The sequence below is a fragment of the Brevundimonas sp. R86498 genome, from assembly GCF_044598075.1.
In the GTDB taxonomy this organism is placed as follows: Bacteria; Pseudomonadota; Alphaproteobacteria; order Caulobacterales; family Caulobacteraceae; genus Brevundimonas.
This window is the reverse complement of record NZ_CP139004.1, coordinates 218,881-232,318: the sequence shown is the minus strand read 5'-3', so window position 1 is coordinate 232,318 and position 13,438 is coordinate 218,881. Positions and strand designations below refer to the sequence as shown.

The 13,438-nt window shown below is 62.4% G+C and carries 17 protein-coding genes, 1 tRNA gene and 1 pseudogene; 10 read left to right on the top strand and 9 right to left on the bottom strand.

Going from position 1 to position 13,438, the window contains the following annotated elements:
* Positions 1-7 precede the first annotated feature (7 nt).
* Positions 8-595, top strand: a complete 588-nt coding sequence (locus SJY26_RS01220; RefSeq protein ID WP_396594351.1) for a hypothetical protein — start codon at positions 8-10, stop codon at positions 593-595.
* A gap of 59 nt (positions 596-654) precedes the next feature.
* On the opposite strand, the gene SJY26_RS01215 is transcribed toward SJY26_RS01220, so the two are convergent.
* The gene (locus SJY26_RS01215; RefSeq protein ID WP_396594350.1) at positions 655-1,104 is read right to left on the bottom strand and encodes a hypothetical protein; all 450 of its coding nucleotides are present in this window, start codon (positions 1,102-1,104) and stop codon (positions 655-657) included.
* A 506-nt stretch (positions 1,105-1,610) separates the two neighbouring features.
* Positions 1,611-1,907, bottom strand: a complete 297-nt coding sequence (locus SJY26_RS01210; RefSeq protein WP_396594349.1) for a hypothetical protein — start codon at positions 1,905-1,907, stop codon at positions 1,611-1,613.
* Between the two features lie 135 nt (positions 1,908-2,042).
* Here SJY26_RS01210 and SJY26_RS01205 point away from each other — a divergent pair, with 135 nt between their 5' ends.
* The 6 genes from SJY26_RS01205 (at position 2,043) to SJY26_RS01180 (ending at position 6,073) form a co-directional block, all read left to right on the top strand.
* Positions 2,043-2,273: a DUF6626 family protein gene (locus SJY26_RS01205; protein WP_396594348.1), complete on the top strand. Its 231-nt coding sequence runs from the start codon at positions 2,043-2,045 to the stop codon at positions 2,271-2,273.
* Positions 2,270-2,470 carry a hypothetical protein gene (locus SJY26_RS01200; RefSeq protein ID WP_396594347.1) on the top strand — a complete coding sequence of 67 codons (201 nt, stop codon included), beginning with the start codon at positions 2,270-2,272 and terminating at the stop codon, positions 2,468-2,470. The genes SJY26_RS01205 and SJY26_RS01200 overlap by 4 nt, the downstream gene beginning before the upstream one ends.
* Positions 2,471-3,599: 1,129 nt before the next feature.
* The gene (locus SJY26_RS01195) at positions 3,600-3,983 is read left to right on the top strand and encodes a hypothetical protein (RefSeq protein WP_396594346.1); all 384 of its coding nucleotides are present in this window, start codon (positions 3,600-3,602) and stop codon (positions 3,981-3,983) included.
* 135 nt (positions 3,984-4,118) lie between these two features.
* Positions 4,119-4,871, top strand: a complete 753-nt coding sequence (locus tag SJY26_RS01190) for a hypothetical protein (RefSeq protein ID WP_396594345.1) — start codon at positions 4,119-4,121, stop codon at positions 4,869-4,871.
* Between the two features lie 52 nt (positions 4,872-4,923).
* Entirely contained in the window at positions 4,924-5,541 is a 618-nt protein-coding gene (locus SJY26_RS01185; RefSeq protein ID WP_396594344.1) for a recombinase family protein, read from the top strand.
* 97 nt (positions 5,542-5,638) lie between these two features.
* Positions 5,639-6,073 carry a DUF6538 domain-containing protein gene (locus SJY26_RS01180; RefSeq protein ID WP_396594343.1) on the top strand — a complete coding sequence of 145 codons (435 nt, stop codon included), beginning with the start codon at positions 5,639-5,641 and terminating at the stop codon, positions 6,071-6,073.
* Here the strand turns inward: SJY26_RS01180 and SJY26_RS01175 are convergent.
* The 5 genes and pseudogenes from SJY26_RS01175 to cpdR form a co-directional block, all read right to left on the bottom strand.
* Positions 6,070-6,861 (bottom strand): hypothetical protein, encoded by a 792-nt coding sequence (locus SJY26_RS01175; RefSeq protein WP_396594342.1) that lies wholly within the window; start codon positions 6,859-6,861, stop codon positions 6,070-6,072. The genes SJY26_RS01180 and SJY26_RS01175 overlap by 4 nt on opposite strands.
* A gap of 124 nt (positions 6,862-6,985) precedes the next feature.
* Positions 6,986-8,125 carry a tyrosine-type recombinase/integrase gene (locus tag SJY26_RS01170; protein ID WP_396595686.1) on the bottom strand — a complete coding sequence of 380 codons (1,140 nt, stop codon included), beginning with the start codon at positions 8,123-8,125 and terminating at the stop codon, positions 6,986-6,988.
* A 63-nt stretch (positions 8,126-8,188) separates the two neighbouring features.
* A pseudogene (locus SJY26_RS01165) lies at positions 8,189-8,497 on the bottom strand (DUF6538 domain-containing protein); the annotation flags it as partial.
* 74 nt (positions 8,498-8,571) lie between these two features.
* Positions 8,572-8,646: transfer RNA gene (locus SJY26_RS01160), tRNA-Val, on the bottom strand.
* Between the two features lie 104 nt (positions 8,647-8,750).
* Positions 8,751-9,110, bottom strand: coding sequence for a cell cycle two-component system response regulator CpdR (gene cpdR / locus SJY26_RS01155; RefSeq protein WP_305640837.1), 360 nt, complete (start codon positions 9,108-9,110; stop codon positions 8,751-8,753).
* Positions 9,111-9,235: 125 nt separating this feature from the next.
* On the opposite strand from cpdR, the gene SJY26_RS01150 reads away from it, so the two are divergent.
* A complete protein-coding gene (locus SJY26_RS01150) occupies positions 9,236-10,117 on the top strand; it encodes an N-formylglutamate amidohydrolase (protein WP_396594341.1) in 882 nt (293 codons plus the stop codon).
* A gap of 258 nt (positions 10,118-10,375) precedes the next feature.
* On the opposite strand, the gene SJY26_RS01145 is transcribed toward SJY26_RS01150, so the two are convergent.
* Positions 10,376-11,077, bottom strand: a complete 702-nt coding sequence (locus SJY26_RS01145) for a DUF599 domain-containing protein (RefSeq protein WP_396594340.1) — start codon at positions 11,075-11,077, stop codon at positions 10,376-10,378.
* Between the two features lie 116 nt (positions 11,078-11,193).
* Here SJY26_RS01145 and ppa point away from each other — a divergent pair, with 116 nt between their 5' ends.
* Both ppa and SJY26_RS01135 read left to right on the top strand, forming a co-directional pair.
* Positions 11,194-11,769, top strand: a complete 576-nt coding sequence (gene ppa / locus SJY26_RS01140) for an inorganic diphosphatase (protein ID WP_396594339.1) — start codon at positions 11,194-11,196, stop codon at positions 11,767-11,769.
* A gap of 34 nt (positions 11,770-11,803) precedes the next feature.
* The gene (locus SJY26_RS01135) at positions 11,804-12,805 is read left to right on the top strand and encodes an LLM class flavin-dependent oxidoreductase (protein ID WP_396594338.1); all 1,002 of its coding nucleotides are present in this window, start codon (positions 11,804-11,806) and stop codon (positions 12,803-12,805) included.
* 2 nt (positions 12,806-12,807) lie between these two features.
* On the opposite strand, the gene SJY26_RS01130 is transcribed toward SJY26_RS01135, so the two are convergent.
* The gene (locus SJY26_RS01130) at positions 12,808-13,434 is read right to left on the bottom strand and encodes a hypothetical protein (RefSeq protein WP_396594337.1); all 627 of its coding nucleotides are present in this window, start codon (positions 13,432-13,434) and stop codon (positions 12,808-12,810) included.
* Between the last annotated feature and the right edge of the window lie 4 nt (positions 13,435-13,438).

Sequence of the window (13,438 nt, the reverse complement as noted above, 5' to 3'; positions counted from 1 at the left end):
AGACTTGATGTTGTTGGATTGGACGAAGCTATGGCCGCTGGTGCTGACCTCATCGGTCCTCGCAGCTTTCCTGACATATGGCCTCGGCCTGTTCAAAGACTGGCTCAATCGAAACCGCGATGCGGATTTCGCGGCTCTCTATGTAGCCCTGACGCTGGAGGACTATGCCTCGCGTTGCGCTTCGATAGCGGGCGACATCGGCGACTATTGGAGTTCATCAGGCTCGGCAGGGGCACAGCACGAGAATGTGCCCGAACTGGTCGATTTCGGTTCCGATATCGAGTGGAAGGCCCTTGGGATTAAGCTGACGTCTAAGGCCATGTCGTTTCGTGTTCGCGTCGGCCACACACGCGAAATGCTGTCTGACCTTTGGCAGCACATCGGCGACCAAATCGGAGAAGAGGCGCGAGAGCATTCGGTGAAGCTGGGGATGGAAGCACTCGACATAGCCGATGCGTATCGGAAGATTCGTCGGCTCGGCGACGCTCAACCCGTATCTCATTGGAGCGCGAGGAAGTGGCTTCGTGAGAAGGCTGATGAAATCGCCGAAGCCAAGGCTCTCGAAGCGGAGAGACACGACCCTCTATTGGACTGATCTCAGGGCGGCTACCCTACGTGGATCAGCGACTTTTTGGAGGGGCCACTTAACTCTCGTCACTCTTCGAGCTTGGCTTTCTCCGTCACGCGCGCCGCATAGTCCGTGGCGTCCCAGTGCCCTCTACCCGGCTGGCACACGACGTCGGCACCAACGATCCCACCGCGCCCGACGAGAAGGCCAACAGCACCGCCCGAATAGGCAAACGCTGTCCAGCCAGTGTAGCCGCCCATCGCGTTTTTCGCATTGACCTGACCGCAGATCGTTAGATGCGGAAGCTGGTCGCGACCGATGGTGGTTCGGATGAAGACACTCCGATACCGAGCCGAGGCCGGATCAATGAGATTGTCCAACAGGGCTTGCCCGGCCTCGTCCACCATGACTTCGCCTTGGGCACGAAGCTCTTGGGAGAGTTCAAAACCGGCGGGAGGGTTGGCAGGATCAGTGGCTTGCGCGCTGGCCGTTGACGCTGACAGCACAAGGGCTACCGCTATCGCAAATCGAACCATGTGATCCTCCCAAGGTCGCGGCGTGATAACATGGATCAACGACAGTTGAAGCGTTGGGCAGAGGCGGCCTGAATCAGGTCAAGTCAGGCCATCGAAAGCACCGCTCGTGCGAGCGCATCGTTCGGCCGTCACCTCTCGGGCATTCCTGCCGTCGCTCAAATTTGGCCATGACTCGATCTCGCGGAAATAAGCCTCACCCTTGGCTTGGCACTCAGAGGCGGTTGTCTCAACGGCGGCGGGGACAGGGGTTCGCCCTTCTGCCGGAGCACCTGTGCCCGGCTCCGAGGGCGTCGGCGAACCGCACGCGGCGAGAGCGAGAAGCGCGGAAAGGGCAAGATACTGGCGCATCAATGGTCCTTGGGTTTGTCGGCCTCGACAATATTGGGAACGGTCAGCACGCACGACCCGGTCAGAACGCGCGTCGCAAGTTTCGCCTGACTTATCCAGCCATTGCCGCAGTGATCGCGGTCGAGCAGTCCTGACGCGCACATCAGGACCAACGGCGTCTAACTTTTCGGGGTGGGGTAGTCGGCGTGTCCGTTGCCAAACAGCTTCACCATGGCGGCGATGGGATGGCCCAACTCTCTCGGAAACACGAACCACGTCCCTTGGGCATGGCTTCGCGGATTTCCTTTGTCGTCGGGGTCTTCCAACTCACCGTTCCAGCGACAGGCTACTGCGCCGGGTTCGTCGTCGTAGGTCATCTCTGCGAGCGACCAATACCCGTCAGGTGACGTGTAGATCACCCTGACCGATCCTTCCGCGATACGGTTGCGCGGACTCGTGGCGTGTTCTGGTCTCATTTTATTCTCCTCAAGGGCAACATGCGTTGAAGGGGGGAGAACCGTGGGTGCGCCCACGGAGCGAACCGACAATGGGTCTGAGACCGCCGGTAGTCAAACTGCCGAGGATAAATACCGGAAACGAAAGGCTCTGGTATGGACATCTATCGTCATTTTTTAGAACGCGGTCTCACCGACTCGCACCGGCATTTCAGCAGCGCGTGGCTTGGCCGCGCAGAGAACTATCTCTGCCTCCGGTCTGGGCGAGGGCCGTCCAGCGACGCGCTGATCGAACTGTTCCAGACTCTCTGGTGCGAAGGTCGCCTTATGCTCGCAGCGCGCGTTGCGTGGGCCGTGCTTTGGCTAAAGCCGGCGGCGCGGCGATGAACGACGACTATGACGACGACCTGCTGTTCGGTCTCGACGACATCGAACGTTACAAGCGAGGAGAGCAGCCGGAGGGTTGGTTTGAGGCGCAGAAGAACATTCTTGTGGCGCGCTGCCACGCCCAGAACGAGCGGCGCAGAAAGTTTCTCGCAACGGCCGACCCCGCGACGGTCGAACGCTTCAACAAGCCGTTTTGATGATGGGGTTAGCTGGCAACTTCAGTCCCCGAGGTGATCGGCATCAACGTCATGGTCCCGGCCGTCAATTTCGACTATCGATCTCGGCTGCGATGGACTTCGCGAAAATCCAGTCGCGCAATCGGACGCTGAACACCCACCCCTCATGGCCTTGGTCCAGACGGTAGGGCACGTTCTGTGCGTCCAAGGCTGACGCCATGGGGCCGGGCGAGTCGTGTTCTGGCCAAGCTATGATCTTCATCGGACGGCCCGGCCCTTTCGGCGTGATTTTGTCCTGCTTCGCGCTTCGACATTCAGGGCAGTGACTACGGTGAGCCACCAGAATTCCTCGTCTGGTGGAATGTCGCGGGGCACCTTCAGACGCGTTATCTGCCCGCGATTTGCCGCGTAGCCCACACTCAAATAGCTCAACCTTTGATCCATGAGGTTATCAAGCAGAAGCGTGGCGATAAGGGGCTTGGGCGGGACGCGAGCTTCCCCAGCGGAGTTGACCCGTATCGGATCAGTTGGGTCGAGCCTATCAAGCCGGTTGACCATCACAGTGAGGCCGCCCTCTTTGTAGCAATGCGGTCTATCGGGCCGCTCGGTGTGCGCGCGCCGTATCAATTGCCTGATACTGCGACTCAAGTTGGTCTGGTTCGAGGTCATAGTCTGCGTTCCTCCTTTGTAAGTTCGTGATTGCCCACAGTTCATCGCTGCCCCAGCGTGGTGGCTGAGGCTTTGGTCGTCTGATCGGGATAGAAGTCCCGGCAGAGATGAGGCTGGTTCCCCATCTCTATTGTTACGAGACCTTGAATGAGGTCTCTACGGGAGAGCGCGACAACTCTCCTCGGCTTGGCCAAGCATCATCAAGATACCCGAGATCATCTGCCTGACAAGCAAGGGCAATTTGCCAGAACTGCCCGCGCGGTTCGCTCTGGGAGCGGGTTTGGCAATGCTGACCGCTTCAAGGGAACGGGTCTGGCAAAGGCTGGATCGCTTCGGGGCAAGTTTGGCAAAGGCGCCAGCATCAAAGGTGCAATTCTGCCAAACTTAACCGCTTCTCTGCGACGAGTTTGGCAACGAAATAAATTCGAGCCAGTCGATGCCGTCAGTCCGAAAGTCCGAAAGGGAGAAGCAGCGGGAAGAGTTGGCCGCCCTGCTGGGGGAGCCAGTCTTCCTACGCGACGAGGCCGCTCCGAAGATCGGCAAGACGTCTGCGGCCATGGATGTGGAACCCCACAAGAGACCGCCGTTCTATCAGAAGAAGGCGGGGGGCACTGCGCTTTATCCGCAGTCGTGGCTCGACGAGTTCAAGCGAACTGGTCAGGTCATTTCCCCCGAGACAGGCAAGGTGATGAGCGGACGGCGGCCTTGGCCTCCAACAGCACCTACCCCGGCCTCCTCTGTCCCGGTCCCGCCGAAGAAGCGGATCAACAAGAAGAAGCAGGATGCCGCGAGGTTTGTCCTCGATCTCATTGAAGAGACCGACCCAGAGCGGCGCAGGAAGTTTATTGAGGGGGAGCCGGAGTAGCCTTGTTCCCGTTCTCCCAAACACCCCCCGAAACCAGCCATCCAGCGGCCCGGAAAGCCGGGCTTCCAGAGCCGCTCGTCGATGTGCCTGACACCATCCGTTTTGGGGGACGGCGTTGGCTGCTAAAACCATGACATGGAATGCCGCGCCCCCGGATGCTCAAGCGATCAGCTTGTAGATTCACATATCGTCCCCGCAGGTTTTGCGCGCTGGATCAAGGAGCAGGGTAGCGAGCCAGTCCTGACCATCACGCAGGACCGCACCAGCGCGAAGAAACAAAACGGTATGTTCGTGAGAGACATACTCTGCGGCCTTCACGACGGGCAGCTTGGTCGGGAGTTGGATGAGAAGGTTCTCGATCTAAGCAAGCGGTTCACAGCGCGCAGCGTCGATCTGGGCGACTACTGGCGAGTCGACGACATTGATCCAATGATCATAGTGCGCTGGATCGTCTCCACGTTCTGGAGAGCCTCGGTCAGTGAGCGACCCGAATGGGAAGGGGTTGATCTGGGAGAGTTTGAGGACCGTGCTGGCGAGGTGGCGTTTGGCGCAGACATCACGGTCCTGCCTGAACTCTCCATGGAAGTGGGGCGGTTCAGGAACCAGCTTCATGGCACCTCCTTCGAGGCGGACAAGATTGTCACCATGCCATGGACGATCCGACACAACGGGCACGTCGGCTACATGATGAATGTTGGCGGCTTTCGCATTCTCATGAAGTTTGATGCGCTGTCGCATCCTCACCCTGCCAACGTTTTTGATGTGGTTAGGCAGAACCGGCTCTCCGGCCGGTGGCACTTGATCGAAAAGACCTTCGACTTCGAGACGATGACCAAGTTCGTAGATGCCTCCTATCGCCGCGACGAGGCCAAGGGCATCAAGCGGTAGCTGCGCTTCTCGTTGACGCCTCGACAATCCGTGAGAGCCTGTTCTCCCAACAATGGATCGGAGAACACCCCTGACCAAGCGCGTCGCGATCTACGCTCGTGTAAGCACGGCCGATAAGAACCAGACCGTGGAGAACCAACTCCGCGACCTGCGGGCAGTCGCCCAACGGCAGGACTGGGAGATCGTGGCCACCTTCCTCGATGAGGGCATCTCGGGTGCCAAGGGCCGTGAGAAGCGACCCGGCTTCGACAACCTGTTGAAGGGAGTGGCGCGTAGAGATTTTGATCTGATCGCGTGCTTCTCGGTCTGCCGGATTGGCCGTTCCCTGCCCGACCTGATCCACTTCCTCGGCGACATCCAGACCAAGAACGTGGACCTCTACGTCCACACGCAGGGCCTCGATACCTCGACGTCTTCTGGCCGCATGATGTTCTCGATGCTCGGCGTCTTCGCCGAATTCGAAAGGGCCATTCATAGGGAGCGCGTGCTTTCGGGCTTGCGGCGGACGACCAAGAAGAGCGGTCGCAAGCCCATGCCGCAGGATCGTCTGGAAGCGATCAGGAGGTCGTTGGAGGACGGTCTGGGCATCAGAGCCGCCGCCCGGCTACATCGTGCCTCCACGACCACTGTGACGGCCATTAAACGCTCGATGGAGAGCGTCGCGGCCTGACGTCAAAGACGGTCGCAGAGAACCGTTCGAGACGTTGACCCCGGACGCTCCGAGGACTCTGCTCCCGGCCTGACCACCCGAGTCGCGGAGCAGCCCCATGGCCGATGACGGCAACACTTCACCAGCCGATAGCGCGGCCTACCAGCACGCCGAAGACGGCAGCGCGTCCGTCCCTGTCGCGTCCACCATTCTCTCCCAGCACATTGTAAGCGTTGAAGAAACCGCTCCCCAACGGTCCGAAACGCTCGTTTGCTACACCAGCTTGCTACACCAGCAGCATCTGGAAAAGCCGGAAACCAGTTACGGATCAACGGCTTCAGATAACCCGGACTGCTACACCGACCTGCTACACCGACCGTCCAATCGGCCTTGTTCACCGTCCTCACGGTCACGCCATCGTCGGCGCCCAAATCCTCCCGGCCTGATCGTCAGGGGAAGGGTCTTCCATGTTCGGGTGAAGGTGCCCCGGCAGTTTCAGGAGACGGTCGGACGAACGCAGGTGTGGCGGTCCCTCGGAACAGGCAATCTTTAGAGCGTAATCGCCAGACCAGCCGCCGTGAGGATCAGGCCGACGATGGCGATGAGAAACAAGATCAGGTGATTGGTTGTGATCCAGCGGATGAACGCGACGACACTTCCACCTCGCATCTGCCACCAACTCGTGCTGGTCTTGAGTGCGCGGTCGTGTGCCCGTGCCGCAAGGTTGGCGATAACATCGACTTTACGCAGCGTGGACCTGTGAAGATCGACGTATCGACCCGCATCGAAAGCTTCGGCTTCGCCCGCGCCATTCAGCATATCCAACGCTTCGATGCTGTTCTGTTGGAGGAGCGTTTCGAGCCTTGGATGGCCGGTGTATCCAACCCCATAGAGGTCGATAAAAAGCCGCGCCAGATCAACTTTGTAGCCGTCATCGACAACGTAGGGGTCACCACCCAGCACCCTGTAGCGATGCTCGATGGCCGCGAAGCCATAGTTGATGTCGCGCATGTTCCAGTGGAGGAAAGTGATGGTTCGGTAGCCGGAAATATGTTGGAAAAACTCATCCAACATCTGACGTTCGAGAACGTCGTATTCTTCGGCGATCTGACCGGGTGGCACGCGGCGCCGTTCGGCGACCTGATGGATCGAGAACGAAACGGTTTGGCCCGAATGAAGCTTGCGCGTCGCGATTGACGTTATGCGCGGGGAAAACCCGTTGGGCCTGTCGTAGAAGCTCTCACAGGAATAGTGGATGACCCACACCCCGACCGGGTCAGCAAAAAGCTTGTCCAGCGTCTTCCGAGCTTCTCGCTGCCGCTTGGCGTTTGGTGCTGACACTGTGCCCCCTTAAGGCATGCTCCCAATCGGGCATTCGCTTTCGAACCACGAAAACGGCCCGACGTCGATGCGATTGGAAGCGGCCGACCCCAAAGTGGAATTCGCCCGAACGAAGGACATTCGATCACGTCGAAAGGTCTGGCAGTAGATACCTCAAATCCACGCATTCATATTCCAAGCGCGCGATGGCTTCGGCCAATCTGGAGACGCCATGACCCCTTCCATAGGCGGCTGAAACGTTCTCCGACTCGCGACTCGCCGCCGCCCACCCTCCGAGAGCCATAGCTACTTCGTGGGCTACACCCGCGTTTCGTAGGGCGTCGCGGTAGCAATGGCGGAACGAGTGAAAGCACGTCCTTGGACGCGTGGCTCCGGCCTTCGCGAGGAAGCGGGCAAACCACTTAGAATAGCTATCGGAGTAGTATCCCGCCTTTGATCGCGGCAGTTCATTAAACAACTTCTTGCTGCCAGAACGTTCAGAGACGAACCCCATGAACCCCATGGCAATGAGCGTCGGATGGATGGGTATGAGGCGTTCGCTTGAAGCCGTCTTCAGTCGTTTGTCGCCAGAGTTCTGCGTCGCGCCGCCTGTGATCCAGAAGCAGTCATGGCCTTGGACGCTACGAATATCGGCGACGTCCAACTGGCAAATTTCGTTCAGGCGCATGCCGCTGTAGAGGGCGATGAGCGGAATCCAGAACCGCGCACGCCGGGGGCGATTAGGCCCCGGCGTGGCAAACCGCCACCCGTCGTCGGCGCAGCCCCTGTAGATCGGCGCATTAAAGATCAACCGAAGCTGCTCCGGTGAAAACGGAAGCCGTTTGTCTTTGTCCCGCACTGGATCAACGACGCTCAAGCCGGTGGCCGGATTTCGGTCGATCCAGCCCTCGTTGACGGCAAATGTCATGAGCGCGCGAAGCTTCGCCATGTAGCCGTTGATCGAGCCGGGCGAGAGGGTCGATGTCAAACCGTGCTTCTTGGCCATCTTCGCCGCTTGGACCGCGTTCAAGCTCGGAAACCGTTTGCCGGGATTCGAGGGCAACCATCGGAGCACCTCCAGTAGCTCCCGGCACGCCAGACGGTCGATGGACCTCAGCGGACGGTTCTCTCCCCAAACCCCTGACGTGATCCAGAGAAGGCCGTCGTAGATCATCCGGGTTTTCGATGCCCGAACCTTCGCTGGGTCCGCTTGGAAGTGGCGGAACAAGTCCGCGAACGTCATGACAAGAACCGGCACCGTATCAACGCTGGCCGCCTTGGCCATGGTAATCTCGGCGGCCGTTGTTTCGGGGACCGGTGCTCCGGTCGCCACCAAGAAGGCTCTTTCCAGATCAGCGATGACGAGCTTTGACTTTCGGATAGCTTCGGACCGATTGCCTGTTCCGAGGGACCGCCACACCTGCGTTCGTCCGACCGTCTCCTGAAACTGCCGGGGCACCTTCACCCGAACATGGAAGACCCTTCCCCTGACGATCAGGCCGGGAGGATTTGGGCGCCGACGATGGCGTGACCGTGAGGACGGTGAACAAGGCCGATTGGACGGTCGGTGTAGCAGGTCGGTGTAGCAGTCCGGGTTATCTGAAGCCGTTGATCCGTAACTGGTTTCCGGCTTTTCCAGATGCTGCTGGTGTAGCAAGCTGGTGTAGCAAACGAGCGTTTCGGACCGTTGGGGAGCGGTTTCTTCAACGCTTACAATGTGCTGGGAGAGAATGGTGGACGCGACAGGGATTGAACCTGTGACCCCTTCGATGTCAACGAAGTGCTCTCCCGCTGAGCTACGCATCCGCCAAGACGGTTCCGGACAGGTCCGGAACGGGAAGGACGGGTCTATAACCCGGGGGCGCGGACGGCCGCAAGGGCCAAATCCGGGGAAATGATCGCTTCCTGCCTCAGGCGGCCGCGCACATCCGTTCGACCTCGCTGACGAGGTCGCGCAGGTGGACGGGCTTTGACAGGACCTTGGCCTGTGGGCTGGCCTGGGCGGCCGACAGGGCGACGGCGGCGAATCCGGTGATGAACATGATGCGCAGGCCGGGCTGGCGTGCGGCGGCGACGCGGGCCACCTCGATGCCGTCGGCTCCCGGCATGACAATGTCGGTCAGCAGCAGGTCGTAGGGCCCGTTCTGAAGCGCATCGATGGCATCGTCGCCGTTCTCACAGTCCACGACCTCATGGCCGGCACGCTCCAGCGCCCGCATCAGGAAGCCCCTGAGCGAACTGTCGTCCTCGGCCAGCAGAATGCGCGCCATTCGTGATCGTCTCCCCGGTTCGAGGCGACACGCTAGTCCGGGAACTGTAAACCGGCCATGAAATTCCCTGCTCCGGAGGTGGACCCGGCAGTGGATGGCGGTGGAAAACACGCTATGGCGGGGGAATGATACCGCCGTCTGTCGCTGAAGTCCGCGTCTCCGAAGACGCCCCGGCATCCTTCGCCCTGGCACCGGCACGGGGCGAGGCGGGGCAGACCGTGTTTGCTTCGCCCCATTCCGGGGCCGGGTGCCCGAAGGATATGAGGCCGGTCGCGACCCTCGCCCCTGCCAGCCTGCGCAGCGCCGAAGACGTCGCGGTCGACCGGCTGGTGGCGTCGGGGCCTGCGCACGGTGCCCCGCTGATCGCCGGCCTGCTGTCGCGCGCCTATGTCGATCTGAACCGGGCACCGGACGAACTGGATCCACTGTTGATCGAGGCCTGTCCGGCTGCGGAGGCCAGCGCGACCGCCAAGGTGGGGGCCGGGTTCGGGGTGATCCCGCGCAGGGCCGGCGACGGCGCGGAGCTTTACGACCGGCGTCTGTCCCTCGACGAGGCGCGGGCGCGGCTGGCGCTTGGACATGCGCCCTATCACGCGGCCCTGTCGGCCCTGATGCATCAGACGCGGGATCGGCACGGCACCGCCCTGCTGGTCGACTGGCATTCGATGCCGTCGCGCGCCGTGCCGACAGGCCGGTCCGGCCGCGGGGTCGATGTGATTCTGGGAGACCGGCATGGCGCGGCGTGCCGGGGGGCCGTGACTCGTCGGGTACGGAGCCTTTTTGAGGCCGAGGGGTGGCGCGTGGGGCTGAACACCCCCTACGCCGGAGGCTATTCCACCCAGATCTGGGGGCAGCCCGACTCAGGGTTTCAGGCGATTCAGGTCGAACTGAACCGGGCCCTGTATCTGGACGAGCAGACGCTGGAAGCCTCGGCGGAGTACGGGCGGTTCCTGAAAGCGCTGGAACGGGTCATCGCCCGTCTTGCGGCGGAAGCCTGGCCCCGCTGAGCTGCAGCGGGCGAAAAAAAGCCGCGCCCGAAGGCGCGGCATAAAAGTCTATAGGGAGGAAACGCCCAGGAAGGGCAAGACGCCCGGAGGCGTCGAAGGTCAAAGTAGGTTGCGGTGCACAATGCGTCAAGACGGTTTTTGCGATCCTCGATCACGGGATGTTACCGCTACCCGGCCGCCTCCGCCTTGATGTAACCGCTTTCATGACACGTTTCATGCGCGGCCAGCGTTGCTGTATTATGTTGCAGTGCGAAGAATTTAGACTTCGCGCTCATGATTCACCTCCAGAAGGCGGCGGGCGGTCCGGATCGCCCGGGCCGCAGGCGAGGCAGACTGACGCCAGACCAGCAGGCTGAAAGCCGACAGCACGCCGGCGCAGAGCCAGAGCGGGCCGAACAGCCAGGCGGCGGCGGCGAGGGCGAAGTAATACCCCCGGACCCCCTGGCTGAAAGCCGAAAGCGCGGGGTTCAGCACCCGGGCGGTCGCCTCCCCGAACGCCACCTTGTCCCCGTCCTGATGGATTTCAGGGGCCGCGCCGATCAGGGCGAGGGCATAGTTCATCTGGCGAATCGACCAGATGAAATCGAGCAGCCCACGCGCCAGGCACAGCAGCACCAGCCCCAGCTTGGCTTCCAGCAGCCTGACCGGGACATCTTCGGCCCCGACGGCGGCGAATCCCTGCAGCGCCTGGTCGCCGCCGAACAGGATGCCGCCCACGGCGGCGATCAGCAGCAGGTTGGACGAGGCGAAGAAGGAGCCGGAATTGATCGAATGGCCCAGAAGCTGGCTGTCCAGCAGCCGGAGCTCGCGATGGGTCATGGCGGTCATCCAGGCGTGGCGGACCGTCAGCATGTCCATATTCAGTGAGCCACTGCGCCGCGCGATCAGCTTCAGCAGGGGATCATAGCCCAGCCAGCACAGCAGGAAGAGACCCAGCCCCAGCCAGTCGAAAGCGGTCATCGTTGTGAAAATCCCTTCATCCCGAGAGGGTGTCCGCGTCAGTCGTGCTTGCCCGTCGCCCCCGGGAGGCTTATCACGCCCGCCACGCTTTCGCAGTCGCACAAATCGAGCCGACCATGAACCTCGACGCCATCCCCGTTGGTCCCAACCCGCCCTGGGACCTGAACGTCGTCATCGAGATCCCGCAGGGCGGGCTCCCGGTCAAGTATGAGATGGACAAGGCCTCGGGGGCCCTGTTCGTCGACCGCTTCCTGCATACGGCGATGTACTACCCCGGCAACTACGGCTTCGTGCCCCACACCCTCGCCGATGATGGCGATCCGTGTGACGTGATCGTCCTGAACCCGACCCCGGTGGTGCCGGGCTGCGTCATCCGTTCGCGCCCGATCGGCGTGCTGATGATGGAGGACGAGGCGGGCGGGGACGACAAGATCCTGGCCGTGCCGGTCGACGCCCTGCATCCCTATTACACCGACATCGCCAGCTACCGGCAGCTGCCGACCATCATGGTCGAGCAGATCGAGCACTTCTTCACCCGCTACAAGGATCTGGAGAAGAACAAGTCGGTCCGGGTCAAGCGCTGGGGCGATGCCGGCGAGGCCGCCGACCTGATCGTCCAGGGCATGCGCGCCCACGACGAGGCCATGGCCGCCGCCGCCAAGGCCAAGGGCAAGGCCGCCAACGCCGCCTGATTGTCCCGTCGGGGTTCGACCCCATATGGCGAGGATGACAACGCTTTCGATTCTTGATCTCGCGCCGGTGCCCGAGGGCTCGGACGTGTCCCGGGCCTTGGCCAATACGATAGACCTCGCCCGCCACGCCGAGCGTCTGGGTTACAACCGCTACTGGCTGGCCGAGCATCACAACATGGCGGGCATCGCCTCGGCCGCGACTTCGGTCGTGATCGGGGCGGTGGCGGCGGCGACCTCGACCATCCGGGTCGGGGCCGGCGGCATCATGCTGCCCAACCACGCGCCGCTGGTGATCGCCGAACAGTTCGGCACGCTGAACGCCCTGCATCCGGGCCGGATCGATCTGGGTCTGGGGCGTGCCCCGGGCTCCGACATGGCGACCGCCCGGGCCCTGCGCCGCACCCTGCAGGGGGATGTCGACAGCTTCCCGCAGGATGTGATGGAGCTGCTGCAGTGGTTCGAGCCGGCGACGGAAGACCAGCGCATCCGCGCCAATCCCGGGGAGGGGCAGGCGGTGCCGGTCTGGATACTCGGCTCCTCGACCTTCGGTGCCCAGCTGGCCGCCCATCTGGGCCTGCCCTATGCCTTCGCCAGCCATTTCGCCCCCGGTGAGATGCAGGCGGCGATCCGGATCTACCGCCAGACCTTCCGGCCGTCGCCGCGTCTGGACCGGCCGTATGTGATGCTGGGGTTCAATGTCTTCGCCGCGGAGACGGACGCCGAGGCCAAACGGCTGTTCAGCTCGGTGCAGCAGGCCTTCGTCAATCTGCGCTCAGGCCGGCCCGGCAAACTGCCGCCGCCCCGCGACGGCTTCGCTGCGGGTCTGGGACAGGGGGAGCGCGCGATGATCGACCAGGCGCTGGCCTGTTCGGCCGTGGGATCACCCCCAACGGTTCGCGCGGCGGTGGATGCCTTCGTCGCCGCCACCGGCGCAGATGAACTGATGATCACCAGCCAGATCTGGGACCATGCCGCTCGCGTGCGATCGCTCGAGTTGCTGAGCGAGGCCATGGGAGATCGCCGGGCGGCGGCCTGAGATCAGGTCGCCTTTGGACGGCGGACCCGTTTAGGCTTCGGAACTGCCACCGCTTTTGCCTGCGGCGGTGCCAGAGCCTCGGGCGCAGAGGAATCTCGGGTCTCCGCGTCCGAAGGCGGGGTCAATTTCAGCCTTGATTTGCCCCGCTGGGCGAGGGCTTCGGTCAGGGCGTGCCAGTCGGCTCCAAGGCGGATCGCCGTTTCAAGATCGTCAGCAGGATGGCCAGGCTCGCGCCCGGTCAGCCGCGCCTTGAGACGCCGGCAGGTTCCCAGAAGATGCGAGGCGGCGCGCAGGTCGGCCGGTGCCCCCGGGAAGCGGCCGATGTCTTCCAGCGTCGCATAGCGCCAGCCCGCTTCGGGCGGCCTCTCGAGGACCATGGCCCAGCGGATGTCGGCACCGACATGCTCACCGAGATAGGCCCACGCATCGTTGCCCGGACCGCGGCGATAGTGTCCCGGAACGGTCGGCAGGCCGTGCAGGCCGTAGATCGTGAGCGCCAGCGCCTCGACCTCGGTCATAACGGGCGGCGTGGCCGTCGCGGCCTGGCCCGCCCGTTCCCAGACATCCGCGACGGTGGCGACCGCAGACGGGCTGTCTGATTGACGCCGTCCGGACCGCCGTCCCCACATGGCC

What these genes read in the sequence shown, in the direction of transcription:
- SJY26_RS01170 (WP_396595686.1), bottom strand. Translation starts at nt 8,125, where the DNA reads ATGGCCAAGGCGGCCAGCGTTGATACGGTGCCGGTTCTTGTCATGACG.
- SJY26_RS01210 (WP_396594349.1), bottom strand. Translation starts at nt 1,907, where the DNA reads ATGAGACCAGAACACGCCACGAGTCCGCGCAACCGTATCGCGGAAGGA.
- SJY26_RS01130 (WP_396594337.1), bottom strand. Translation starts at nt 13,434, where the DNA reads ATGTGGGGACGGCGGTCCGGACGGCGTCAATCAGACAGCCCGTCTGCG.
- SJY26_RS01200 (WP_396594347.1), top strand. Translation starts at nt 2,270, where the DNA reads ATGAACGACGACTATGACGACGACCTGCTGTTCGGTCTCGACGACATC.
- SJY26_RS01190 (WP_396594345.1), top strand. Translation starts at nt 4,119, where the DNA reads ATGGAATGCCGCGCCCCCGGATGCTCAAGCGATCAGCTTGTAGATTCA.
- SJY26_RS01145 (WP_396594340.1), bottom strand. Translation starts at nt 11,077, where the DNA reads ATGACCGCTTTCGACTGGCTGGGGCTGGGTCTCTTCCTGCTGTGCTGG.
- cpdR (WP_305640837.1), bottom strand. Translation starts at nt 9,110, where the DNA reads ATGGCGCGCATTCTGCTGGCCGAGGACGACAGTTCGCTCAGGGGCTTC.
- ppa (WP_396594339.1), top strand. Translation starts at nt 11,194, where the DNA reads ATGAACCTCGACGCCATCCCCGTTGGTCCCAACCCGCCCTGGGACCTG.
- SJY26_RS01180 (WP_396594343.1), top strand. Translation starts at nt 5,639, where the DNA reads ATGGCCGATGACGGCAACACTTCACCAGCCGATAGCGCGGCCTACCAG.
- SJY26_RS01150 (WP_396594341.1), top strand. Translation starts at nt 9,236, where the DNA reads ATGATACCGCCGTCTGTCGCTGAAGTCCGCGTCTCCGAAGACGCCCCG.
- SJY26_RS01220 (WP_396594351.1), top strand. Translation starts at nt 8, where the DNA reads ATGTTGTTGGATTGGACGAAGCTATGGCCGCTGGTGCTGACCTCATCG.
- SJY26_RS01205 (WP_396594348.1), top strand. Translation starts at nt 2,043, where the DNA reads ATGGACATCTATCGTCATTTTTTAGAACGCGGTCTCACCGACTCGCAC.
- SJY26_RS01215 (WP_396594350.1), bottom strand. Translation starts at nt 1,104, where the DNA reads ATGGTTCGATTTGCGATAGCGGTAGCCCTTGTGCTGTCAGCGTCAACG.
- SJY26_RS01135 (WP_396594338.1), top strand. Translation starts at nt 11,804, where the DNA reads ATGACAACGCTTTCGATTCTTGATCTCGCGCCGGTGCCCGAGGGCTCG.
- SJY26_RS01185 (WP_396594344.1), top strand. Translation starts at nt 4,924, where the DNA reads ATGGATCGGAGAACACCCCTGACCAAGCGCGTCGCGATCTACGCTCGT.